The organism is Enterococcus sp. DIV0755f (assembly GCF_051713725.1).
In the GTDB taxonomy this organism is placed as follows: Bacteria; Bacillota; Bacilli; order Lactobacillales; family Enterococcaceae; genus Enterococcus_D; species Enterococcus_D casseliflavus.
This window is the reverse complement of the sequence record NZ_JBIOQL010000001.1, coordinates 645,130-668,977: the sequence shown is the minus strand read 5'-3', so window position 1 is coordinate 668,977 and position 23,848 is coordinate 645,130. Positions and strand designations below refer to the sequence as shown.

The window sequence follows — 23,848 nt, the reverse complement described above, 5'->3', positions numbered from 1 at the left end:
GGACTATCACTATGAATTTAATTCCTACAGTCATTGAACAATCATCTCGCGGTGAAAGAGCGTATGACATCTATTCTCGTCTATTAAAAGACCGGATCATTATGTTGAGTGGTCAAGTAACCGATGACTTAGCAAACTCGATCATTGCTCAGCTTTTATTCTTGGACGCGCAAGATTCTGAAAAAGACATCTACTTGTACATCAACTCGCCTGGCGGAAGCGTTACTGCTGGTCTAGCGATCTTTGATACCATGAACTTTATCAAAGCCGATGTCCAAACCATCGTTATGGGGATGGCTGCTTCTATGGGTTCATTCTTATTGACCGCTGGTGAAAAAGGCAAACGCTTTGCATTACCAAATGCAGAGATCATGATCCACCAACCATTAGGTGGCGCACAAGGACAAGCAACTGAGATCGAAATTGCTGCCCGCCACATTTTGGCAACCCGCGAACGTCTGAACAAAATCTTGTCAGAACGTACCGGTCAACCAATCGAAGTGATTGAACGCGACACCGATCGTGACAACTTCATGACCGCACAAGAAGCCAAAGATTACGGCTTGATCGACGAGATCATGGAATCAAACAAATTGAAATAAGCTTGCATAAAAAAAGGTGTACGAAGCAATTCGTACACCTTTTTGCGTCTTTTGGTTCGGCGTCAGACTTCACCATATTCGCCCTGTTGGTAAGCATACCCATTTTCCACGTAATGCGTGATGTTTGCCTGATTTTTGGCGATTTCTTCCTCTGTCAACGGGCGGATCACTCGTGCAGGACGACCAAACGCCAACACATTGGGCGGAATGACGGTTCCTTCCGTTACTAACGAACCAGCACCTAACAAGCTATTTTCACCGATCACTGCATGATTCAAAACAATCGAGCTCATGCCGATCAGCGCCCCTTTTTTGATGGTACAGCCATGAAGCATACACTGATGCCCAACAGTCACATCGTCTTCCACGATCGTCGGGGCATCGTGATCAACGTGAATGATCGTTCCATCTTGAATATTGGTACGCGCGCCGATTTCGATGCGATTGGCATCGCCTCGAATCACTGCTTGAAACCAGACCGTACTCTCTTTTCCTAGAGTCACGTTTCCTACGATCGTCGCATTTTTTGCCACAAAACAAGGTGTTCCTTGCAACGAGGCTGGCGAAACTGTTTTGTGGGTTTCATTCCCTGATTGTTCTTTGTCCATCAACTTCTCCTTCCAATCCATAAACGGATCTGCGCTTTCTTTTTTCACTATAGCACCACCCTTGCGACAATGCAAAAAGAGCGCCAGTCTGACTGGACGCTCTTTTGGGCTTACTCGGCTTCTTCTGAAAATTGGCTTTGGTACAGTTGGCTATAAAAGCCGCCAGCTGCCAACAAGGTTTCGTGATTGCCTTTTTCAATGATCGACCCTTGATCCATCACTAAGATCAGATCTGCTTCACGAATCGTTGACAAACGATGGGCGATCACAAAGCTGGTACGACCTTCCATCACTTTATCCATTGCTTTTTGAATCAGCGCTTCTAAGCGGGTATCCACCGAACTGGTGGCTTCATCGAGAATCAAAATCTTCGGATCAGAGATGACTGCCCGAGCGATGGTCAACAATTGTTTTTGCCCCAAGGAGACATTGTCCCCTTCAGAATTGATGATCATTTCGTAGCCGTCTGGCATCGTGCGAATGAAGTGATCGACGTTGGCGGTTTTCGCTGCATCAACGACTTCATAATCGGTGGCATCTAATTTCCCAAAGCGAATGTTGTCGCCGATCGTGCCTTCGTACAACCATGCATCTTGTAAGACCATCCCAAATAGTGACCGAACATCGTGACGTTCCATTTTCTTCGTGTCGATGCCGTCGATCTTGATGGCCCCTTCATTGACATCATAAAAACGCATCAACAAATTGATCAAGGTGGTTTTCCCAGCACCTGTTGGTCCCACGATCGCCACGGTTTGTCCAGCTTTGACTTCAAAGTTCAAGTCTTTGATCAACGGTTTTTTCGGATCATAGGCAAAGCCGACATGTTCAAAGGTCACGTCGCCTCTGATTTGTTCTGGCAATTGGATATCGGTTTGATTGACTGGCTCTTCTTCCTCATCTAGGATTTCAAAGACCCGCTTTGCTGCTGCTGAGGCACTTTGCAAGACGGAAGACAGCTGGGTAATATTCCCCATTGGCTGACTGACTTGCCAAATGTATTGAATGAATGCTTGCAGCTGACCAACAACGATCACGCCGCTGATCACGTAAAAGCTCCCCATGACTGCCATTGCGATATAGGTAAAGTAAGCGGTCATTTGCACCAACGGCATCATCAATCCTGAAACAAAGGCAGAACGAAAGCCGTAATAGCGCAACTGGTGGTTAACGTTTTTAAACCCTTCAAGTGTTTGCTTTTCCCGTCCATACACTTTCAACACACTGAATCCAGTCATGTTTTCTTGTACGTAGCCGTTCAGATCCCCTAACGCATTTTGCATGCCTTGGAAGTCTTTTTGCGACTTTTTGACGATCGTGCGAGAAATCAATAAGGAGGCTGGGATCATGATCAATGAAACCAACGCCATGTAGGTATTAATGTAAAACATCATGGAAACCGCCATAACGATTCCTAAGAAGGCATTGACGATCCCGATCAAGGCTTGTTGCATCGCACCGCTGACGGCATCCACGTCATTGGTCACCCGTGACAAGATATTCCCTTGTTGGTTGCGGTCGAAGTAAGAAACGGGCAAACGATTGATTTTTTCTTCAATGTCTTGCCGCAGATCTCGCATCGCAGATTGGACAACGTTGGTGATCAGCAGCCCTGACATCAATTGTGAGAAACAGTAACCGACACCAACGACTGCGATCCAGATCAAGCAAAGGATCACGTAATCAAAATTAACGCCTTCGCCTGCAGCGATGTTGCGGCTGATCTCTGTCGTCGGTAATCCAGAAACATACGGCATTGCCGCATTGAAGCCGACGGTTGCAACAGTAAACAGCAAGACTAGGATAAATTGTACTTTGTACGGTTTGATGTAAGCACCTAACCGTTTTAAAGAAGAGATTGCTTTCATTGTGCCAACTCCTCCTCTGATAATTGTGACGCCGCAATGTCGTAGTATACTGGACAAGTTTGCAGCAGTTCTTTGTGGGTGCCGATGCCAACCACATCGCCTTCGTTCAAGACGACGATCTTATCGGCATTCATGATCGTTCCTACTCGTTGAGCAACGATCAAAACGGTCGATTCTGTGGTTTCTTTTTTCAAGCGTGCCCGCAATTTTGCATCCGTTTGGTAATCCAATGCAGAAAAACTATCATCAAAAATATAGATCTCTGGTTGGCGGATCACCGCACGGGCAATCGCTAGGCGTTGTTTTTGTCCGCCAGAGAAGTTGGTTCCGCCTTCTGCCAAGTGAGCATCAAAGCCATCTGGTGTGCGAGAAATGAAATCTGCCGCTTGCGCAATCTCGGCTGCTCGTTCCAGCTCTGCTTGCGTGGCATCTTCTTTCCCATAGCGTAGGTTTTCTGCGATCGTCCCTGTAAATAGCAACGCTTTTTGAGGGATAAACCCGATCTTGTTGCGCAACGTCGTTAAGCTGTAATCCCGAACGTCAACACCATCCACCAAAACTTGGCCTTCACTGACGTCGTAAAAACGTGGGATCAATTGGATCAAGGTTGATTTTCCACTTCCAGTACTACCGATAAACGCCACGGTTTCCCCTGGTGAAGCGGTAAAGCTAACATTACGGATCACTGGACTTTGAGCATGTCCTGGATAAGCAAAGGTAACATTTTTGAATTCCAAGAAGCCTTTCGTCTTAGTTTCAGTCACTGGCTGTTCTGGCTCTTTGATTTCAGAAGTCGCATCTAACGCTTCTTGGATTCGACGAGCAGAAACCGCCGCTCGTGGATACATCGTAAAGACAGTCGCAAACAGCATGAAAGAAAACAGCGCATGGAAGATGTATTCGATAAATGCAATCAAGTCACCGACCTGCAGTTGCCCTTGATCGATTTGAATACTTCCCGTCCAAATAATCAAAATCATCACGATATTGAATAAGAAGAAAAAGCCTGGTTGTGCCGTTGCCATCAAGCGAAACAAGCTGCGAGAACTAGAAGCATAGGCTTGGTTGACTTTGCCAAAGCGTTTTTCTTCAAATTTTTCATTGACGAAGGCACGGATCACTCGTAAACCAGAGAGATTTTCCCGCAAGATGCCATTGATTTTATCTAGATTGGCTTGTTGTTTAGTGGATAAGGGTTCCGAGATTTTGGCAATGGCGATGACGGCCATCAGCAATATCGGCAATGCCCCCAAAACATACAACCCTAGTTGTGTACTTGTCCGCATGACCATGTACAAGCTGACCACAAACATCATGGGTGTCATCAAACCTGTCCGTAAGATGCTTTGCATAAACAGCATGATTTGATACGCATCATTGGTCACACGGGTGATCAATGATGAAACCCCGATTTTTTCATATTCGGTATGTGAATAGCCTTGGACTTTTTCAAAAAGATCGTCACGAATATCTGCCACAATGTTAGTGGTGATACGTGACGTGAAATAGCCTAACAAAATGTTCATCGTGATCCCCACAATGGTGATCGCGATCATCGCCGCACCCATTTTCCATATGTAGTCGCGATCACCAGCGGCGATCCCTTTGTCGATCATTCTTGCCAATAACGTCGGCAAACCTAATTCAATCAAAATAAAACCAAAAACACAGATGAAATTAAAAACCAGCAGTTTCTTGTTTCTCATCGTGTAGTGCCACATTAATTTCAAAAAATCCCCTCCTTTTTTACTTCATTACTTCTACTATAGCATAGGAATATTCTTATTGTAATGCACTTTCAACGAAAAAAAGCAAACTTCAGCGATAGTCCTTTCATTTTCTTTCAGTAAGCCTTTTCAAAATGACGTGTTTCTATACTTATTCGTTTTTCTGTGATAAACTAGGGATACTTGTAGTGGAACGACTTACAAACCCGGTGAATTTTTTATGACGACATTTGGAAAGCAAAGACGAGGCTTTCTCTTTTTTCTCACAACGATTGTCTGAAAAAAGCATGCAGCGGCTCTCGAAGCCTTCTTTTCAGGTCACTTTATTCGGACCTCGATTTTGTGATGCAGCGAATTCATCAACCAAATAGACTACTGCGAAAAGCAGATAAAGGAGAAAAGATATGATTTACAAAATTTATTACCAAGAAACAAAAGACCGCAACCCAAAGAGAGAACAAACCCACTCTTTGTACATTGAAGCAGACGATGCAGTGATCGCACGCCGTCTGGTTGAACAAAATACCCCATACAACATCGAGTTCGTTCAAGAACTAGATGAAAAACATTTAGCTTACGAAAAAGAAAACGCTGATTTCAAATTAGCGGAGTTTTAAGATGAAAGTTTCGCTGAAAAATAATGAGACTGGCGTATTCGGCGTCGGTGGACTTGGCGAAATCGGAAAAAACTGTTATGGGGTTCAATTCCAAGATGAGATCATCTTAATTGACGCGGGAATCAAATTCCCCGAAGATGAACTGCTTGGGATCGACTATGTCATTTCCGATTATAGCTACATCGTTCAAAATTTACCGAAAGTCAAAGGCTTGATCGTCACTCATGGTCACGAAGACCATATTGGCGGAATCCCTTACTTGTTGCGGGAAGCCAATATCCCGATCTATGCGGGACCCTTGGCACTTGCTTTGATCACCAACAAATTAGATGAGCATGGCTTATTGCGGGATGCGGAATTACACGAAATCAATGAAGATACGGTGATTCGTTTCCGTAAAACATCCATCAGCTTCTTTAGAACGACTCACAGTATCCCTGATGCTTTAGGTGTCGTTGTCAAAACGCCTTCTGGCAATATCGTCGCAACTGGCGATTTCAAGTTTGACTTTACGCCTGTGGGCGAACCAGCAAACTTGCACAAAATGGCAAAAATTGGTGAAGAAGGCGTCCTTTGCCTCCTTTCCGATAGTACCAATGCAGAAATTCCGACCTTTACCAAATCAGAAAAAACGATCGGCAGCTCGATCCAAAAGATTTTTGAAAAAATCGATGGTCGGATCATTTTCGCCAGCTTTGCCTCCAACATTTTCCGTCTCCAACAAGCTGCAGATGCGGCGGTTGCGACTGGACGTAAAATCGCCGTTTTTGGACGCAGTATGGAAAATGCGATCGTCAACGGACAGCGCCTTGGCTATATCAAGGTGCCAGATGGAACCTTTGTGGAATCTCATGAGATCAATCGTTTGCCTGCAAACGAAACCATGATCCTTTGTACGGGTTCTCAAGGAGAGCCAATGGCTGCTTTAAGTAGGATTGCCAACGGGACTCACCGTCAAATCCAAATTCACCCAGATGATACCGTGATTTTCTCAAGCTCACCAATCCCAGGAAATACCACGAGTGTCAATCAGCTGATCAACTTGTTGTTGGAAGCTGGCGCAAACGTGATCCATGGCAAATTGAACAACATCCATACTTCTGGTCACGGTGGCCAAGAAGAACAAAAACTGATGTTGCGTCTAATGAAGCCAAAATTCTTTATGCCTGTCCACGGGGAATTTCGGATGCTGAACATCCACACCCAGTTGGCACAAGATGTCGGTGTACCAAAAGAAAATTGTTTCATTATGGAAAATGGTGACATGTTGGCCTTAACAGCGGATACCGCTCGCTTGGCTGGTCATTTCAATGCCAATGATGTTTATGTCGACGGCAGCGGTATCGGTGATATCGGAAATGTCGTCCTACGAGATCGTCGCATTCTTTCAGAAGAAGGCCTCGTCTTAGCTGTCGCGACAGTCGATGTGGCGAAGAAAGAAGTCCTTGCTGGACCAGATATCCTTTCTCGTGGGTTTGTTTATATGCGGGAATCTGGCGAGATGATCAACGAAGCACAGCAGATCCTCTTCCGTGCATTGAGGGAAGTCTTGAACCAACCAGACCCAACAGAACATAAATTAAGAGAAGCGATGTCTTCGGCGTTACAGCCATTCCTATTTGAAAAAACCGAGCGTCATCCAATGATCCTTTCGATGATCATGACGCCGGACGATTTATAGTCTCACATGCGAGGGTAGTTCTCAGGTTACTGAGAACTACCCTTTTTCCTTTCCCTTATAAAAAGCAAAAAAAAGACCATCGAATCGATGGTCTTTTGGGGTTTTTGATTTCAAAGTGCTCTTACTGGCAGTTTGTTTGAAAGCTTACGCTTTGTTTACGTTAACTGCTTGAGGTCCACGATCAGAATCTTCCACGTCGAAAGTTACTGCTTGACCTTCTTCTAAAGTTTTGAATCCTTCACCTTGGATCGCTGAAAAGTGTACAAATACGTCTGTACCGTCTTCGCGAGAGATAAAACCAAACCCTTTTTCAGCATTGAACCATTTTACTGTACCTTGTTCCATTAAAAAAAACCTCCTCGTGCATAAGCACTTAATTGTGTGTAACATTGCCTTTGTGCGATAGAGGCCTAACGTGCGTTTCAACATCTATTCAGCAAACAAAATTACAATAATATTTTACACTTGCCCGTATTTTTTTGCAAGACAGACGATTAGACAATTCACCTTTATTTTTAATAATGTTCGCAAACTCGGCTTATTTTCACACGTCTTCCTGTTGCCACAGCCCCTCTTCTCGCAAACTGACATAGGCATTGTCGCCAATGATCAAATGATCCAATATGTCGATCCCCATCAAGTCTCCGCACTTGATCAAGCGGCGTGTAAACAGCAGATCTGCCTCTGAGGCTTGGGGACTGCCGCTGGGATGGTTGTGGACGACGATCACTCGGGCGGCACTGTAGCGTACCGCCCAATGAAAAATCTCCCGTGGGTGAGCGATCGACTGATTCAACGATCCGATGAAGATCGTTTTTTTCTGAATGATCTCATTTTTCGTATTCAAATAAAGCCCTAGTAAATGCTCTTGACGACAATCCTTCAACTCTTGGATCAACTGATGGGCGATCGCCATACTAGAGTTGACCTTACCGTACTTTAGTTGAGCGGAGCGCTGGATTCGCACACCTAATTCAACCATCGCTTTGATCTCGATGGCTTTGATTTGTCCGACGCCGCGAATTTCTTGTAATTCATCGATCGTCGCTTGCTTTAGTTCATACAATTCTTGAAAACGATTCAAGACACTGGCCGCTAATTCGAGGACATTCAGAGGACGTGAGCCAGTTCGCAGCAAAATGGCCAATAATTCTTGATTCGAAAGGGCATCCACTCCATATTCTACTAAACGCTCTCGGGGAAACGAACTTTGGGGAATCACAGTTTCATTGATCATAAAAAAACTCCTTTGCGTCGGTCTAATAAAAGATACGCAAAGGAGAGAGTATTTCATGAATCAGGTGCGCAAAAAATCGCAGCTAGATCGAAAAGGCGGTTTCTAGAAAATCTGGGACATCCTCTAGTGATGGTAAGACTTTCAAGACTTTTTCTTCAATGATGGTCGTCGGCGCGATCAAATCGGGAATCATAATGACTGAGATCCCTGCCCCATGAGCAGCATGAATACCGTTAGCCGAATCTTCAAGGATCACCAATTCTTCTTTTGGTACCGCCAATAATGCGTGGGCTTTTTCAAAAATCTCAGGATCTGGTTTTGCCCGTGTGACATCATCAAAGCAGACGATCTCAGGAAATTCCGCCGTTAAGCCTGCTGCTTCCAGCAAGGTATCGATCACTTTGCGCTGGTTGCTAGACGCCAACACTCGGGGAATCTTTTTCTCATCAAGATAATGCAATAACTCGTGGATACCTGGCTTCAATTCAGCCTCGCCCCGTTGGAACATTTCCAGCGTTTGCTGAAAAGCCGCTTGGATAAAGTCTTCGATCATTTGATGGCCAAAGGCTTCGTCGAACCGCTCATGGTAAGCTGCCCAGACTTCTTCATCCGAGACCCCCACATAAGCTAAATACAACTCTTTTGTATAGGGAATCCCCATTTGATCCGCCACGATTTGAGTAGCCTGGTAATAGAGCAGCTCCGTGTCAAAAATCAAGCCGTCCATATCGAAAATCACACCACGTAACTTAGCCATTTCTTCCTCCTATTGCCAACAACAATTCACGAACTTCTGAAACAAAATACAACGATCCTGTCACCAGCAGCAAATCTTCATTGGTCATTTTTTCTAATAATTCTGCCAAGCCAAACTGCCATAAAGAGACGGTTGAGATTCGTTTTTCATCGAGTTCCTGATAGCCGTCTGCTAAATGCAATGCTTTTGGGAAATCAAAGGTCGTTAAATAAATCTCGGCTTGCGGAATTGCCAGCAATTGCTGAAGCATCTCATTGACGTTTTTGGTTTCTAAGGCTGAGAACAGCACATGGATGCGATAGTCGCTGAACTCTTCTTTCATCGTATCCACCAAGCGAGCCATGGCATGCACGTTATGGGCGCCATCGATGATCACCAGTGGTTCACTGCTGATTCGTTCCATTCGGGCGGGCCAATAGGCCTTTCTTAGCCCATTGCGAATTTCTTTAGCTGAAAATGGCAGCTGCCGCAGGTCGCAATACAGACTGTACAATTGGATCGCAACACCGGCATTTTCTGGTTGATGGCGGCCTAACATCGGTGTTTTCAAGCCTTTGATTTTGCCATGCTCATTTTCAAAATCAAACAATTCGCCCCACTCTTCATCAGGATGACGATAGGTCACACGGTACTCTTGCCCTGCATGATACGCAGGTGCCTGTGCTTCTGCAGCTTTCAAATCGATCACCGAAAGCGCGCTTTCAACGATATTGCCAGTCACAAGGGGAATTTGTGGCTTGATGATCCCCGCCTTATGGGCAGCGATTTTTTCAATGGTATCGCCTAAGACATCCATATGATCCATGCCGATCGTCGTGATCGCTGTCAACATCGGGGAAATAACGTTGGTACTATCTAAAAGTCCCCCTAGGCCAACTTCCATTATCGCAACATCGACCTTTTTTTCTTCAAAATAGCCTAATGCCATGGCAGTAATGATCTCAAACTGAGTGATGCCCGTCAGGGTTTCATCACGATCGATTTCAGCAACCAGCGGCTGGATTTTTTCCACCCAAGCGACCAAATCCTCATCTGATATAAATTGTCCATTGATTTCGATCCGTTCATTGAACGCTTCAATGTGCGGGGAAGTAAAAGTCCCCACTTGCTGCCCAGCTTCTTCTAAAAGACTGCGCAAATAGCTGACGGTTGATCCTTTGCCATTCGTGCCGGCGATATGGATCATGGTTATGTTTTTTTCAGGATTGCCCATTCGTTTTAATAATGCTTCGACACGCATCAATCCGGGTCTTTGCCCAAATGCCAAACGCGAATGGATCCACGCTGTTGCTTCTTCGCTTGTCATCTCCTTCACCTCGCTCTTATTTTATCAAAAATCCCACAGCTTTCCCAATTTCTTTCCTTTAAACGAGAAATTTGTTTGACGGTTTCTATCGATTACGCAAAAACAAGCATCTACAAGAGATGCTTGTTTGCAGACAGTCGACGCTTCCTATTGAATCGTGCGCAATTGCTCGATCCGTTCTTGGACTGCTTTTTGTTTTTCAAGATAATCGGCTTCTTTGCTGCGTTCTTGTGCTACGACTTCCTCTGGTGCATTGGCAACGAAGCGTTCATTTGCCAATTTGCCTTGTACCCGTTGAACTTCTTGGGTGAACTTCGCTAGTTCTTTCTCCAAACGCGCGATTTCTTCTTCAATGTTGATCAACCCAGCTAGCGGCAAGTAGATCGTCGCGCCTGATAGGATGGCTGACATCGCCAATTCAGGGGCTTGTAAGCTGTTAGAGATTTCTAGTTCTTCTGGATTACAGAAGCGTTCGATATAGTTTTTGTTGGCGATCAAGAATTCTTCGATCTCAGGCTCATTTGCTTGGATCAGCAAAGTGATTGGTTTCGAAAGTGGTGTGTTTACTTCTGCACGGATGTTTCGAACCGAACGAATCAATTCTTTCAACACTTCCATCCCTTGCGCCGCTTTTTCATCGGTCCATTCTGGTGCCACTTGTGGATACTCAGCAACAACTAATGATTCCCCTGTATGCGGCAGTTTGCTCCAGATTTCTTCTGTAACAAATGGCATGATTGGGTGCAACAAGCGTAAAATTTGATCAAGAACATGGACTAAGATGCTCTTATTGACTTGTTTCGCTGCTTCATTGTCACCGTATAAGGTTTCTTTCGACATTTCAATGTACCAGTCACAGAAATCATCCCAGATAAAGTTGTATAATTGACGACCCGCTTCCCCAAATTCGAAGCGTTCAAAAAGGTCAGTGACTTTTTCAATCGTTTCATTCAAGCGCGTCAAGATCCAACGATCCGCCACTGATTTTTCACCAGAAAAATCAATGTCTTCGGCAGTCATTTCGCTGACATTCATCAAGACGAAACGGGAAGCATTCCAAATTTTATTGATGAAGTTCCAAGCGGCATCCATTTTTTCATAGCTGAAACGCACGTCTTGTCCCGGTGCAGAGCCATTTGATAAGAACCAACGCAATGCATCGGCACCGTATTGTTCAATGACTTCCATCGGATCGATCCCATTTCCAAGCGACTTACTCATTTTGCGACCTTGTTCATCACGGATCAATCCGTGGATCAGGACATTTTCAAATGGTCGTTTGCCAGTAAATTCCAAGCTTTGGAAGATCATACGGCTTACCCAGAAGAAAATGATGTCGTACCCGGTCACTAATGTATTCGTTGGGAAATAGCGTTGGAAATCTTCATTGTTTTCATCTGGCCACCCCATTGTTGAAAACGGCCATAAAGCAGAACTAAACCAGGTATCCAATACGTCTGGATCTTGCTGCCAATTTTCGGCATCCGCTGGCGCTTCAAGTCCTACATACATTTCTCCCGTTTCTTTGTGGTACCAAGCTGGGATTTGATGGCCCCACCACAACTGACGAGAGATCACCCAGTCATGGACATTTTCCATCCAACGTAAGAATGTTTGGTTGAAACGTGGCGGATAAAAGTCCACCGCATCGTCGGTTTCTTGGTTGTCGATGGCTTGTTTTGCTAATGGCTCCATTTTTACGAACCATTGTGTCGATAAACGAGGTTCGACTACTACGCCTGTCCGTTCTGAGTGCCCTACGCTATGAACCATTTTTTCGATTTTGATCAGACGACCTAACGCCTCTAAGTCTTTCACGATTTGCTTACGAGCAGCAAAACGATCCATGCCTGCATAAGTACCTGCTAAGTCGTTCATTGTTCCGTCATCATTCATGACATTGACCCGTGGTAGGTCATGGCGGTTACCGACCTCAAAGTCATTCGGGTCATGGGCAGGAGTGATTTTTACGACCCCAGTTCCAAATTCTTGGTCCACGTACTCATCTGCGATGATTGGGATCTCTTTATTGACCAAAGGCAAAATCACTTTTTTACCAATCAATGCTTGATAACGTTCATCTTCTGGATGAACCGCGACTGCTGTATCCCCCAGCATCGTTTCTGGACGAGTCGTTGCGATCTCCACCACACCGCTGCCATCTGCTAATTCGTAAGACATATGGTAAAAAGCACCTTCGATGTCTTTGTGGATCACTTCAATATCAGATAATGCCGTGCGGGCTTGCGGATCCCAGTTGATGATGTACTCGCCACGATAGATCAAGCCTTTTTCATATAGCGTCACGAAAACTTTGCGAACCGCTTCGGATAATCCATCATCTAACGTAAACCGTTCACGGCTATAGTCTAGAGATAAACCTAGTTTCGCCCATTGTTCCCGAATGTGACCGGCATATTCTTCTTTCCAATCCCATACTTGTTCAACGAATTTTTCCCGACCAAGGTCATAGCGAGAAATCCCTTGTTCCCGCAGCTTTTCTTCTACTTTGGCTTGGGTAGCGATCCCGGCATGGTCCATTCCTGGTAACCATAAGGTGTCATACCCTTGCATCCGTTTTTGACGAATGATGATGTCTTGTAACGTGGTATCCCAGGCATGACCTAAGTGCAATTTTCCTGTTACGTTTGGTGGCGGAATCACGATAGAATAAGGTTTTGCTTCTTTGTTGCCGCTTGGTTTAAAACGGTCATGTTCTAACCAATCTTGGTAGCGCCCCGCTTCTACTTCTTGGGGATTGTACTTGGTGGATAGATTTTCAGTTTCTGTCATTGTTGGTCCTCCTAAAGTTACGTTTTTTAGACGTAATGGTTGGTGTGGATTTTTGGTGCCTGTTGCTGGGTAAAGCGTGACAATGTTTGAATCGTTCAGGATTAGTGCCGTGGTAGAGATGATTATCAGCTGTTTGTTGACGCCTCGCTTGTTGTTCGTAAAAAAACGTTGCTTACAGAGGTCAAGGCTCGCTTCCGTGATCCGCTATTGTGTCTTAGGGCTTTTGGCAACCGATCTGACTCGCTTCGTGAACCAATTTTGATGACTTCTTGTACTGTTCATCATCTATTCTGTCTTGCATCGCAAGCCAATCATTGTGATTCCTAGTATGGTTACTACGCTCCCTATGGTCGCCTAGTACTGTTCATCATCTGCTCTGTCCCACTTTGTGGGCCACTCATTGTGATTCCTAGTACGGTTACTACGCTCCCTATGGTCGCCTAGTACTGTTCATCATCTGCTCTGTCCCACTTTGTGGGCCACTCGCAGTGATTCACAGCAAAAAGCGCCCTAATGCCGAGGCATTAGGGCGCTGATACGCGGTACCACCTAAATTGCAGATTGCTCTGCCACTTTGACGTGAGGTAACGTTCACGACGCGCTTGATCTTACTGTTCGGCTTTGTCTGCAAGAAACAAACCGTGGTTCGGATCAAAGACCTTCAAGCTACCTTTTCAGTGTCTGGGGAAGTCTTGCACCGACCGACTTCTCTCTGACCGCCAGGGTCACTGATACTCCTCTTGAACATTGTCTTGCTATCATAGATTCTTGTTTCATCTTGCTACATTCTACAATGAACTTTTTTGAAAGTCAATCAGAGGTTTGCTTTCGCAGCATCAATGGCTGCTTGATAATCCGGTTCGTGGGAGATCTCAGGCACGATCTCAACGTGTTGGATCACGCCTTCACGGTCTAAAACGAAAATTGCTCGGGCAAAATGACCGAAGTCTGGGATCATGATTTGATAGGCCTCACCGAAGGTATTCGCCGGATCATGAAGCATGATCATGTCAACACCTTCTTGGCCGCACCATTGCGCTTGTTCTTCTTTTGTATTGTTAGAAATCGTGACAAAATGGATGTCATCCAATTGACTTGCTTCTTGGTTGAAACGCTTGGTCTGCAATGCACAGACGCGTGTCACGATATCGGGAACCACGCTGATGATCGTTGGTTTTCCTAAAAAATCAGTCAGTGTGTATTCCTTGTCCTCTAAACTTTTCAAGCGAAAATCAGCCGCTTTATCCCCTACTTTTGGTTGGTTGCCAGGCATCTCATAAACCGTTTCTTTGCGTGTAACTTGCATAACATCTCTCCTATACCATTTTCTCCCAGTATAAGAAAGATTGTCAAAAAACGAAAAGGATTTGCTCAGACTTTCGATTTTTGCGAGTAGGTCGTATCAAAAAAGATCAATGTTTGCAATTCTGTCGTCAAATCAATGTATTGGATATTGACGTCTTTTGGCACGATGACGGGATCAGGGGCAAAATTTAAAATCGCTGTGATCCCAGCATCCACGATCGCATCGATCGCCATTTGTGAATAACGACTAGGAACGGTCGAAATCGCTACGGTGATCCCTTTTTCTGCTACGACTTCCGCCAATTGATCCATTCCATAGACATAACGCCCACTAATGGTCTGACCAATCATTTCTGGATCATTGTCAAAAACCGCGACCACGGAAAGATTTTCATTTCTGCGAAAATTGTTGTTGGCTAACGCTTTTCCTAAATTTCCATAACCAATCAAGGCGATTTTTTTCTCTTCATTGGTTTCTAAGATATAGCTCAATACCTCAATCAGATAAGGAACATCATAGCCATAGCCACTTCTGCCCAATTCTCCTAGATGAGAAAAATCTCGGCGGATCGTGGCTGAAGGAACTTGCGTGATTTCTGCAAACTCTTTCGATTTGATTCGCTGAATACCAGAGGCATCCAGTAATTTTAAGTGTCGTAAATAAGCTGGCAAACGTTTTGCCGTCGCTTTCGGAAGTTTTTTATCTCTTAATGCTTCCATCCTGTCCACCCTCCTTGTTAAATGATTCACATATTGAGTGTAGCATGTTCCATTTTCAATAGCAAGAAAATATTCACAAACTCTCTCACTCGATGAAAAACGACCACAACTATTCAAAAACAGTTGTGGTCGTAGCATTAAAATCGGGGTTTTATTATAAAAATTCAGCGAATTCCGTTGCTGCTTTTTCTTGATTTGCCGTGATTGCTTCCAGTTTCAACCCAGCCATCGCACGTTCCATCATCCCTTCGATATCGAGACGTTCTTCATATTGGTGGACCTTATCCAGTCTTGGGCGCGTCTTTGGTTGAGGAGGTGCAAAGATTGTGCAGCAATCCTCAAATGGCTGAACTGATAATTCAAAGGTATCAATGGCTTCGGCAACTTCAATGATTTCCAATTTGTCCATCGTTGCCACTGGGCGCACGATCGGCGTATTGGTTACTTCATTGATGGCGACCATGCTATGCAAAGTTTGTGAAGCCACTTGTCCTAATGATTCACCATTTAAGATGATCAAGCCATGACGAGCTTCCCGAATCGCATCCGTCAAACGCAGCATCATCCGACGGGTGATGGTCATCCAATAGCCTTGTGGCACACGATTTTTGATTTCTTCTTGGATTTCTGTAAACGGAACTTCGATAAACTGGATGCTTCCCACATAAGGCGCAAGCTTCTTCGTTAAATCTTTGGCTTTTTGCAACGCTTGTTCACTCGTATAAGGAGGGCTTGCAAAATGGACCGCTTCGATCTCAACGCCGCGTTTCATGGCAAAGTAGCCTGCAACTGGCGAATCGATACCGCCAGAAAGCATCAACATTCCCTTTCCACTGGTGCCCACTGGCAGCCCAGCGGCTCCTTGGATCGTTTCATAAGACAAATAAGCGCCATCGATCCGTATTTCTACACGCAAATTGATGTCTGGTTTTTTCATTTGGACTTTGATATCAGGAAAACGGTCGATCACCGCATTACCTAAGGTCAAATTCAACTGGTTGCTATCTTGCACAAACGAATGATCACTGCGCTTGGCTGTGATTTTGAAGGTCTCAACACCCGTATAGATCTCTGCCATGACGTCTTGAACGGCTTTCTTTAATACTTCGATATCTTTTTCGACCCGAATGCTGGGGGAAAAGTTTTGAATCCCAAAGACTTTTTGCAGCTTAGGAATGATCTCTTGGCTGTTTTCACCGTTCAATAGCAAGTGCATGCGATCTCGCTCGGCATGAACTTTGACATGGGGATAATCTGCTAAGGTACGTTTGACGTTTGAAGCTAATTGCATAATAAAACTACGACGATTTTTGCCCTTTGTTGACAGTTCGCCATAACGAACCATGATTTCTGAATAATTCACGAGAAAACTCCTTTGATTTGGATTGATTTTATAGTGGTCTGTCGTGCTTAATTGATTTTCGAAAATTTTTGGTACAACTGGTGGAAGACGATCAGAAACTGCTCGACTTCTGCCATTGTATTGCTCTCATCTAAACTGATACGAACAGCCGATGTTGCTAACTGTTCTGGAACGTGCATCGCATGAAGCGTACTGCTGGCCATCTTTTTACGGGAGGAACAAGCGCTCGTCGTCGAAAGATAGATCTGCTTTTCTTCAAAGGCATGGACTAAAACTTCTCCTCGGATCCCTTTTAATGAAAAACAAAGTATGTGCGGCGCAAACCCTTCTGTGCCAGAAAAAAGCGTGACTTTCTCGTACCCAGCCAGTGCTTCTTGCAAATAGCCTTTTAATAATTGAACATGGTTCGGCTTTTCAGCCTTTTGTTCTGTCGCTAAACGTAGGGCTTTTGCCATAGCAACGATTGCTGGTACGTTTTCGGTACCGCTGCGCTGGTTTTGCTCTTGCCCACCGCCGGTCATCAATGGCGCCAGCTTACGGCCTTGTTTCCAATAGATAAAGCCTGCGCCACGAGGTCCATGAAATTTATGCGCAGAGAACACGGCAAAATCGACCCGCTCATTGAACCATTGTTCTTGCGGCACCTTTGTGATGGCTTGGACGGCATCTACATGAAAATGGATCGTTGGATGGTCCGCTAGCACAGCTGCGATCTCATGGATCGGTTGGATCGACCCTACCTCATTATTGACCGCCATCACCGAAACCAAAATCGTTTCTTTGCGAATCAGGTTTGCTAATTCAGACACGTTGACAAAGCCTTGGGCATCGACAGGCACAACACTGACCTCAAACCCTAACTCGGCTAATTGAGCCGCTGTTTCACTGACGGCAGGGTGTTCAATACTGGAAATAATCAGGTGATTCCCATAGGCTTTTTTCGCTAAAGCAGTCCCTTTGATGACCCAGTTGTCTCCTTCAGTTCCTCCACTGGTAAATGCGATCTCTTTGGAAGAAACGTTTAACAGATCGGCGATCTGCTGACGAGATTGCTGCAGCAGGCGATTGGCTTGATTTCCTAAATCATGCAGGCTTGAGGGATTGCCGATGATTCGCTGACTGACTTGGACATATGTATTTAAAGCTTGTGGATAAATAGCGGTTGTTGCACTGTTGTCAAAATAGATCAATGATAGGACCCTTTCTCTAAAAAAATTCTTTCCCATTATAACTGCTCTTGGGCTGAGTTTCAAGGTGACTCGCTGGCTTTGGCTTTTTTTAAAGGAAACTTTTCCTTCCTTCGTAAGCGGTACTCATGCAGCGAGCCATTCTTTCCATGAAAAAAGCCAGTCAGTTTTTCACTGCTGGCTTTCGTATTATACTAAGTCGCGGTTATTGAAGTAGAAGTTTTCGATCCGTTTGAAGGCACCTGGTTCTACTCGTTCCAACGCTGTGCCGATTTCATCTAGCGCATCTTGATAGCGATATTCTTTACTGAACAAGTAAAGTGATTTGTCGATCGCTGCCTTGATATCTGGATGAGAATGACGATAGCGGTTGGCATATTGCATCATTTGCTCAGTCAATGCCGCAGCATCCACTAAGTCTTTTGTTTGTTCATCTAAAAGATCAAGATCTTCTTCACAGACAGAAACCAATTTATTGATTTCTTGCATGTTGATGCGAATCTTGTTCAATTCTTTGCCTAGTTCTTCGACACGATCCGTTGCCACGAAGAAGAATTCTAAATACTCGCCTGGCAAACCAGGTAAGCGTTGTTTCTCAACAAACCGTTTCAAGTTGCGTAGACGGAATTCGAAGCTTTCCACTTTTTCTTGTGCAACTTTTTCGCCACGACGTAATTCCGCAAGAGAATCATCGATTTCGACTTGCTGGCTTTCCACATCATCCAAAATCTTGTAGGCATCTTTGTAGAAGCTTTGCACTTCTGAATAAGGAATCTCATGTTTTTCCAATTTCGGTAAGTACTCGTTGTTGCGGCGAGCCAATTCGTCCACTTCGGTTTGGAAGCCGCGGACGCGACCCAATTCATTATGATTCAAAGTATAGCTTTGTGCCGTATGATCCAATTCGATCAACAACTGACGGTTGTTCTTCGTTGCGTGGTCAATGTAGTCTTCGATGATCTGACGATTTTTCATGACATATTTCTTGGCATTGATCTCACGTTCCATCACCGTATACAAGGCATCGATATCACTTGCAGTATCACGGCTTGCCACTTCAACGGAAGCGACTTCTGTTTTCGCTAGATCGTTCATGGAGTTTTCAACCCGTTTTTTCACACGGTTGATTTCTTCTTGGAAGTTTGCTTCTGGGAACACATATTTTTGTTCTAATAATTTTTTATAACCCTCTTGGATTTCTTTCAACTGATCAGGGAAGGTACGATTTAATTCTTCGTACGCCGCTGGGATCCGTTTCATTAGGTCTTCCACTTCATAGGTGTGTTTTTCCGCTTGGTCTAACACTTCCCGTGCTTCCACAGGATCGCCTGAAGTATTTAAGGTAACAAATTGGGTGAACTCAATTTCAATGTTTTTGATTTGTTTTTGCAGCTCATTGTAGGCAGGACCGAATTCTTCGCCTTGATCCCGCAGCTTCTTCTTCAAGTCTTCGTAAACGTCCAGCGCTTTTTGAACTTCCAGTGAATTTCGTTCTTCACTTTCTCGTAATTCTTTCAAGCCTGCGCGAATCTCTTCCACTTGGCGTTCCATCTCGTCCATGGTCGCTTCGGCTTGGACGATCGCCCCTTTTGCTTTGAAAAAGCGGATGCGTTCGTTCAGCTCTTCCACTTCAAAGATTTGACTTTCAAGTTCAGCAAAAGATTTTGTGGAGATATCTGTCCATTGTTGGTTCCACTCACGGAAGGTGTTTTGACTTTGACCAACCAAGTGCATTCTTTTTACTTCATCGACTTCTTCGATCACCGGCAAGTCAAACAGATTTTCTTTGCGTTTTTCCAAGTCATTCAGCTTTTCTTGGTTTTTCTTCCGCATGAAAAAGCCAATTGCATACAAGACCGCTGCGATGATGATGATGGCAATGACAATTCCAAAGATGATATTAGTTCCCATTTTGTGGTTCCTCCAATTTTCAAATATACATGTTTCGTCTAAAACCTGCTGATCAGCAGATTGATTGATAAGTTCGTTGAGTATAAAAAGGACAGATAGTCCCTTTATAAAAAAGCATCTACGCTAGATTATAGCATAAAGAAAAAAATCAAGCATTAGATTGAGGCAAAAAAGATCGACTTTTTTCGCATCGAATAAAATAAATCACGGCTTTTCCAGCGATAATGAAAACAAATCGTGAAATTTACATCAACAAGTGACTTTTTTTCTGATTTTTCCGATTTTTTTCAAGAAACCGCTTGATTTCTCCCTATTGAAACTGTACTCTAGTAAAAAGCTTGAACAGGAGTAATGTCAAATGAAAGTAGCGAAATTCGGAGGCAGTTCCCTTGCCTCAGCCGAACAAGTCGAAAAAGTTGTTGCGATAATTGAAAGTGATCCTAAAAGACGGTTTGTTGTTGTTTCAGCGCCTGGTAAGCGTTCCAGCGACGATCAGAAAGTCACCGATCTGTTACTAGCTGTCTGTACCCGTCTGTGTGCCCAAGAAGAAATCACTGATTTAATAGAAGAAATCTATACCCGCTATACAGCGATTGCTGCCCCCTTTGGTATCGAACAAGTCCATTTAGACCGCATCTGGCAATCATTGGCGGCTTTTCAAACACTGCCTACCCAAGACAATCCGCATCTTTATGATACGGTCTTGGCAAGCGGCGAAGACAACAACGCCAAATTGATCGCAGGGATTTTACAAAGCCGTGGGTTAGCTGCTCGCTACATGAATCCGCAAGAACTTGGGTTGCTGGTGACGGATGAACCTCAAAACGCCCGTATCTTGAACAAGTCGTACGCCAAGATCGCACAATGGCGCGACAGTCCTGAAATCTTAGTGATTCCTGGCTTCTTTGGCTACACAGAAGCCGGCGAGATCTGTACCTTCTCTCGAGGAGGATCAGATATTTCTGGTGCCATCGTGGCGGCTGGTCTGCAAGTAGAATTGTACGAAAACTTTACCGATGTCGATGGGATTTTTTCTGCTCATCCAGGCTATGTTCATCATCCAGAGTCCATCAAAGAAGTGACCTACCGAGAAATGCGAGAGCTGTCTTATGCGGGCTTTACTGTGTTGCACGATGAGGCCTTGATGCCTTCATACCATGCGAAAATTCCCGTGGTGATCAAAAACACCAATAATCCAAGTCATCCCGGTACCTTGATCACCAACCAGAGAGACAATTTGGATCAGCCCGTGATCGGCGTTGCCAGTGACGAAGGCTTTTGTATGATCTATATCCGCAAATACTTGATGAACCGCGAAGTTGGGTTCACGTTACGGGTCTTAGAGATTTTCCGTGAATTTGATTTAAATTATGAACACATGCCTTCAGGAATCGATGATATCTCGATCATTATGCGCTCCAACCAGTTGAATCCAGTATTGGAAGAAGAACTGCTGCGCAAGATCGCCTACGAGATCGATCCCGATGAACTGCGAATGACCCACGATCTATCCATGGTCGTCGTCGTTGGTGAAGGAATGCGTCAACGAGTCGGGATCACTGCCGACAGTACCGCTGCCCTTGCGCGGAAAAATATCAACTTAGAGATGATCAACCAAGGGTCCTCTGAGGTCAGCATCATGTTCGGTATCCACAAAGAACAAGAAAAAGCCGCTGTCAGAACCCTTTACTACACTTTCTTTGATTAAACCAAACGTGCCAGTTGCACCACTCCTTTTGCTGATAAGCAATCGGAACGGGCAACTGGCACGTTTGGTTTTTATTCTGACGATTCTTGAGCTTGCGCTTGTTTTTGTGCCAATTGGCGGTTGATTTCTGCCTTGATTCGCGGTTCAGGAGCAAACCGTTCTTCCCAATCGCTCGGCTTCATGACTTTGTGGGTCTCAGGATCATAATGAGGCTGCCCATCTGGAAAAAGTTTCCCCATGTTGGCGTCATGAACGATAGCCAAGATCGGCGCTGGATCGACCCCTAACAGTGAAAACGAGCCATAGGTAAAATACAGCAGATCACAAAGCGCATCGACTTGTTCTACTAGAGAATCACTGACAGGCTGTTGTTTGGCAGCCAGCTTGGCTTGGGCTTGATCGATCGCTTGATGCAAATGCTCCAGACCTGATTGGAAGGTCTCTTCGTCATTGTTGCTGGCAGCATAAAGGAACTCAACTAATTCTTCAATTTTAAAACCAGCACGAAACTGGGCTTTTTCCGCTGAAAAAGCTTGTGGATATGGCGGTCGCGTTGGATCAAAGGTTTTATGAAACTCTTCCGTCATTTCAAATGGACTCATTTTGCTCGCTTCTTTCTGCTTTTTCTCATGGTTCTGTTTTATGGTTCTGCGCTGTCTTCTACGTTGCTTCATAGATTGGCTACTTGCTTATTTTTTTATTCCCTGGCTTGGGCATCCTCGGCAATGATGCCAAAATGGATCAAGGCTTTCTTGATGCCGTCATGATCGTTGGTATCCGTCACAAAGTCAGCACTGGCTTTAGTGATGGGCTGGGCATTGCCCATCGCAACCCCGATCCCCACGCCTTCTAACATTTCCACATCATTAAAATGATCCCCAAATGCCATCGCTTCTTCCATCGCGATCCCTTCATAGGCCAAAAACTCTTTGATGCCTTTGATTTTCGAACCGTTTTTCGGCACGATGTCAACAGAATAGGCATTGGATCGCTTAAAATCACATTGCGGCAGCTTGGACCGTAATTTTTCGCGCTCTGATTCAGGGCTCAGCATAATGCACTGATAGATGGGCTCTCGTAAAATGTCCAACGATTCATAGCGCTTGGCGTTGCGATTGGGACTAAAGCGCTGCAAGACTTTCTTTAAAAAACCGACGGGAAATTTTTTCGGTACATAGCGTAAGTAGCGCTGCATGACGGGTGATTGGCTTAAGCGGATCGTTAAGCTGCCAGCCACTTGCGTTTCTCCGCCAAACATGACTTGGCGGTAATTTTCATCTGCGTATTCTACGATCGCTTCCAGCGTTTGTTTTGGAAAAGGTTTAGCATAAATCAAGTTTTCCTTCGTGTAGACATATTGGCCGTTATAGGTGATAAACATGTCTAACGACAAGTAATCGATCACCTTCTCTAAATCAACCGGACCACGTCCGGTGGCAATGCCGCAGAGGACGCCATTGGCTTGGGCTTGTTTGATGGCTTCACGGGTACTGGCAAGCGCCTTGCCGTTGCTGGCAATCAGCGTGCCATCAATATCAAAAAAGATTGCTTTTATCATATGACTCCTCAAAATAATTTCAACTGATTAGGATTTAATGCTTCGTAATCGATCTGCAGCGCATCGATCAATGCGCGAGCATTGTCAGCGGCATCACGACCGGCATTATTATTGAAGACCACTGCGACTTCTTTGGCATTGGCTTCGATGGCTTGGACTGCGTGTTTTAACTCCGTTAGTTCGGCTTGGTCATAGCGATACAAGGTCCGCAGATTTTTGGCATCTGGTCCTGTCGCTGTCCAGCCGCTGTCGTTGCGTCCATGAAAACGGCACAAGACAAACGCGGGATTGGTCACGGTTGGATCAAGGGGAATGGTGGTCGATAGCTTTTTCGGCTGATCAACAACTACTAAGGAAAACTGCTTTCGCTTCATATAATCGATCATTCCCGGATACAGTTTCGGCTGATACCAGCTGCTGTCTCTCAGCTCGATCGCCACTGGGTAGCCCGCAAACCATTCTCGCACTTGGTCTAAATAGGCGACATTTTCTTTTGTACATTTAAAGCTGTTGGGAAACTGCGCCAATAGGCAAAAGAGTTTGCCTGCTTCTACCATTGGCGCGATCGCTTCTTTATAAAGCTGCAGCGCTTCGGTCATGGTCAACTGATCAGGCAAATTTCCTTGGGTGGTCACACTTTGATGGACTTTCAACACAAAGCGGAAATTTTCGGGAATCTGGGTCAACCAGTTGCGCACGTCTTTTTCTTTTGGCAAAAAATGATAGGTAGTATCCAGCTCAACTAGCGGAAAATAACGGGCATACTCAAATAATTTCGAGTTTTTTCTTTGCACGAGACTGCCATGTTCACTAAATGTGGTACAACCAATTCGAATCATTTTTTCCCATCGCTCCTTGTTTTCTTATTTTAATAGTATACAATAGTTTTGAGTTAAGAGT

20 protein-coding genes and 1 other annotated feature are annotated in these 23,848 nt (G+C 44.7%); of the genes, 4 read left to right on the top strand and 16 right to left on the bottom strand.

Annotated features, from left to right (window positions below; all coding sequences use genetic code 11):
* Window positions 1-11: 11 nt before the first annotated feature.
* Window positions 12-602, top strand: coding sequence for an ATP-dependent Clp endopeptidase proteolytic subunit ClpP (clpP, locus tag IGI73_RS03075; protein WP_005225161.1), 591 nt, complete (start codon window positions 12-14; stop codon window positions 600-602).
* A 62-nt stretch (window positions 603-664) separates the two neighbouring features.
* Here the strand turns inward: clpP and IGI73_RS03070 are convergent, their stop codons facing one another.
* The 3 genes from IGI73_RS03070 to IGI73_RS03060 all read right to left on the bottom strand — a co-directional run bounded on the left by IGI73_RS03070 (window position 665) and on the right by IGI73_RS03060 (window position 4,808).
* The gene (locus IGI73_RS03070) at window positions 665-1,258 is read right to left on the bottom strand and encodes a gamma carbonic anhydrase family protein (protein ID WP_005231095.1); all 594 of its coding nucleotides are present in this window, start codon (window positions 1,256-1,258) and stop codon (window positions 665-667) included.
* Between the two features lie 62 nt (window positions 1,259-1,320).
* Window positions 1,321-3,078 carry an ABC transporter ATP-binding protein gene (locus IGI73_RS03065; protein WP_005225159.1) on the bottom strand — a complete coding sequence of 586 codons (1,758 nt, stop codon included), beginning with the start codon at window positions 3,076-3,078 and terminating at the stop codon, window positions 1,321-1,323.
* Window positions 3,075-4,808 (bottom strand): ABC transporter ATP-binding protein, encoded by a 1,734-nt coding sequence (locus tag IGI73_RS03060; RefSeq protein ID WP_010747462.1) that lies wholly within the window; start codon window positions 4,806-4,808, stop codon window positions 3,075-3,077. The genes IGI73_RS03065 and IGI73_RS03060 overlap by 4 nt, the downstream gene beginning before the upstream one ends.
* A 401-nt stretch (window positions 4,809-5,209) precedes the next feature.
* Here IGI73_RS03060 and IGI73_RS03055 point away from each other — a divergent pair, with 401 nt between their 5' ends.
* Window positions 5,210-5,422 (top strand): DNA-directed RNA polymerase subunit epsilon, encoded by a 213-nt coding sequence (locus IGI73_RS03055; RefSeq protein ID WP_005225157.1) that lies wholly within the window; start codon window positions 5,210-5,212, stop codon window positions 5,420-5,422.
* A 1-nt stretch (window position 5,423) separates the two neighbouring features.
* The gene (rnjA, locus tag IGI73_RS03050) at window positions 5,424-7,103 is read left to right on the top strand and encodes a ribonuclease J1 (RefSeq protein WP_005225156.1); all 1,680 of its coding nucleotides are present in this window, start codon (window positions 5,424-5,426) and stop codon (window positions 7,101-7,103) included.
* A 144-nt stretch (window positions 7,104-7,247) separates the two neighbouring features.
* Here the strand turns inward: rnjA and IGI73_RS03045 are convergent, their stop codons facing one another.
* From IGI73_RS03045 to ezrA, 10 genes are all read right to left on the bottom strand, one after another.
* Entirely contained in the window at window positions 7,248-7,448 is a 201-nt protein-coding gene (locus tag IGI73_RS03045; RefSeq protein WP_005225155.1) for a cold-shock protein, read from the bottom strand.
* A gap of 199 nt (window positions 7,449-7,647) precedes the next feature.
* A complete protein-coding gene (gene radC, locus IGI73_RS03040) occupies window positions 7,648-8,340 on the bottom strand; it encodes a RadC family protein (RefSeq protein ID WP_438759069.1) in 693 nt (230 codons plus the stop codon).
* A gap of 82 nt (window positions 8,341-8,422) precedes the next feature.
* Entirely contained in the window at window positions 8,423-9,097 is a 675-nt protein-coding gene (locus tag IGI73_RS03035; protein ID WP_005225153.1) for an HAD family hydrolase, read from the bottom strand.
* Window positions 9,090-10,403, bottom strand: coding sequence for a bifunctional folylpolyglutamate synthase/dihydrofolate synthase (locus IGI73_RS03030; protein ID WP_086339175.1), 1,314 nt, complete (start codon window positions 10,401-10,403; stop codon window positions 9,090-9,092). The genes IGI73_RS03035 and IGI73_RS03030 overlap by 8 nt, the downstream gene beginning before the upstream one ends.
* A 147-nt stretch (window positions 10,404-10,550) precedes the next feature.
* Window positions 10,551-13,196 carry a valine--tRNA ligase gene (locus IGI73_RS03025; protein WP_061053800.1) on the bottom strand — a complete coding sequence of 882 codons (2,646 nt, stop codon included), beginning with the start codon at window positions 13,194-13,196 and terminating at the stop codon, window positions 10,551-10,553.
* A gap of 522 nt (window positions 13,197-13,718) precedes the next feature.
* Window positions 13,719-13,953 (bottom strand) — a binding site (T-box leader).
* A 57-nt stretch (window positions 13,954-14,010) separates the two neighbouring features.
* Entirely contained in the window at window positions 14,011-14,502 is a 492-nt protein-coding gene (tpx, locus tag IGI73_RS03020; RefSeq protein WP_010747457.1) for a thiol peroxidase, read from the bottom strand.
* 65 nt (window positions 14,503-14,567) lie between these two features.
* Entirely contained in the window at window positions 14,568-15,221 is a 654-nt protein-coding gene (locus IGI73_RS03015) for a redox-sensing transcriptional repressor Rex (protein ID WP_005225148.1), read from the bottom strand.
* 154 nt (window positions 15,222-15,375) lie between these two features.
* Window positions 15,376-16,584 carry a tRNA uracil 4-sulfurtransferase ThiI gene (gene thiI, locus IGI73_RS03010; RefSeq protein ID WP_005225147.1) on the bottom strand — a complete coding sequence of 403 codons (1,209 nt, stop codon included), beginning with the start codon at window positions 16,582-16,584 and terminating at the stop codon, window positions 15,376-15,378.
* Window positions 16,585-16,631: 47 nt separating this feature from the next.
* The gene (locus IGI73_RS03005; protein ID WP_086339394.1) at window positions 16,632-17,774 is read right to left on the bottom strand and encodes a cysteine desulfurase family protein; all 1,143 of its coding nucleotides are present in this window, start codon (window positions 17,772-17,774) and stop codon (window positions 16,632-16,634) included.
* Window positions 17,775-17,960: 186 nt separating this feature from the next.
* On the bottom strand, window positions 17,961-19,682 hold the full coding sequence (ezrA, locus tag IGI73_RS03000) for a septation ring formation regulator EzrA (RefSeq protein ID WP_005225145.1): 1,722 nt from the start codon (window positions 19,680-19,682) through the stop codon (window positions 17,961-17,963).
* Between the two features lie 358 nt (window positions 19,683-20,040).
* Here ezrA and IGI73_RS02995 point away from each other — a divergent pair, with 358 nt between their 5' ends.
* The gene (locus IGI73_RS02995) at window positions 20,041-21,390 is read left to right on the top strand and encodes an aspartate kinase (RefSeq protein WP_086339174.1); all 1,350 of its coding nucleotides are present in this window, start codon (window positions 20,041-20,043) and stop codon (window positions 21,388-21,390) included.
* A 71-nt stretch (window positions 21,391-21,461) separates the two neighbouring features.
* Here IGI73_RS02995 and IGI73_RS02990 read toward each other — a convergent pair whose 3' ends face one another.
* From IGI73_RS02990 to IGI73_RS02980, 3 genes are all read right to left on the bottom strand, one after another.
* Window positions 21,462-21,992 carry an HAD family hydrolase gene (locus IGI73_RS02990; protein ID WP_086339173.1) on the bottom strand — a complete coding sequence of 177 codons (531 nt, stop codon included), beginning with the start codon at window positions 21,990-21,992 and terminating at the stop codon, window positions 21,462-21,464.
* A gap of 95 nt (window positions 21,993-22,087) precedes the next feature.
* Window positions 22,088-22,948: a Cof-type HAD-IIB family hydrolase gene (locus IGI73_RS02985; RefSeq protein ID WP_005225142.1), complete on the bottom strand. Its 861-nt coding sequence runs from the start codon at window positions 22,946-22,948 to the stop codon at window positions 22,088-22,090.
* An 8-nt stretch (window positions 22,949-22,956) separates the two neighbouring features.
* The gene (locus tag IGI73_RS02980; RefSeq protein ID WP_086339171.1) at window positions 22,957-23,787 is read right to left on the bottom strand and encodes a DUF72 domain-containing protein; all 831 of its coding nucleotides are present in this window, start codon (window positions 23,785-23,787) and stop codon (window positions 22,957-22,959) included.
* Between the last annotated feature and the right edge of the window lie 61 nt (window positions 23,788-23,848).

What these genes read in the sequence shown, in the direction of transcription:
- tpx (WP_010747457.1), bottom strand. Translation starts at nt 14,502, where the DNA reads ATGCAAGTTACACGCAAAGAAACGGTTTATGAGATGCCTGGCAACCAA.
- rnjA (WP_005225156.1), top strand. Translation starts at nt 5,424, where the DNA reads ATGAAAGTTTCGCTGAAAAATAATGAGACTGGCGTATTCGGCGTCGGT.
- radC (WP_438759069.1), bottom strand. Translation starts at nt 8,340, where the DNA reads ATGATCAATGAAACTGTGATTCCCCAAAGTTCGTTTCCCCGAGAGCGT.
- IGI73_RS03015 (WP_005225148.1), bottom strand. Translation starts at nt 15,221, where the DNA reads ATGGAAGCATTAAGAGATAAAAAACTTCCGAAAGCGACGGCAAAACGT.
- IGI73_RS03030 (WP_086339175.1), bottom strand. Translation starts at nt 10,403, where the DNA reads ATGACAAGCGAAGAAGCAACAGCGTGGATCCATTCGCGTTTGGCATTT.
- IGI73_RS03035 (WP_005225153.1), bottom strand. Translation starts at nt 9,097, where the DNA reads ATGGCTAAGTTACGTGGTGTGATTTTCGATATGGACGGCTTGATTTTT.
- IGI73_RS03055 (WP_005225157.1), top strand. Translation starts at nt 5,210, where the DNA reads ATGATTTACAAAATTTATTACCAAGAAACAAAAGACCGCAACCCAAAG.
- IGI73_RS02985 (WP_005225142.1), bottom strand. Translation starts at nt 22,948, where the DNA reads ATGATAAAAGCAATCTTTTTTGATATTGATGGCACGCTGATTGCCAGC.
- IGI73_RS03025 (WP_061053800.1), bottom strand. Translation starts at nt 13,196, where the DNA reads ATGACAGAAACTGAAAATCTATCCACCAAGTACAATCCCCAAGAAGTA.
- IGI73_RS02990 (WP_086339173.1), bottom strand. Translation starts at nt 21,992, where the DNA reads ATGAGTCCATTTGAAATGACGGAAGAGTTTCATAAAACCTTTGATCCA.
- ezrA (WP_005225145.1), bottom strand. Translation starts at nt 19,682, where the DNA reads ATGGGAACTAATATCATCTTTGGAATTGTCATTGCCATCATCATCATC.
- IGI73_RS03065 (WP_005225159.1), bottom strand. Translation starts at nt 3,078, where the DNA reads ATGAAAGCAATCTCTTCTTTAAAACGGTTAGGTGCTTACATCAAACCG.
- clpP (WP_005225161.1), top strand. Translation starts at nt 12, where the DNA reads ATGAATTTAATTCCTACAGTCATTGAACAATCATCTCGCGGTGAAAGA.
- IGI73_RS02995 (WP_086339174.1), top strand. Translation starts at nt 20,041, where the DNA reads ATGAAAGTAGCGAAATTCGGAGGCAGTTCCCTTGCCTCAGCCGAACAA.
- IGI73_RS02980 (WP_086339171.1), bottom strand. Translation starts at nt 23,787, where the DNA reads ATGATTCGAATTGGTTGTACCACATTTAGTGAACATGGCAGTCTCGTG.
- IGI73_RS03045 (WP_005225155.1), bottom strand. Translation starts at nt 7,448, where the DNA reads ATGGAACAAGGTACAGTAAAATGGTTCAATGCTGAAAAAGGGTTTGGT.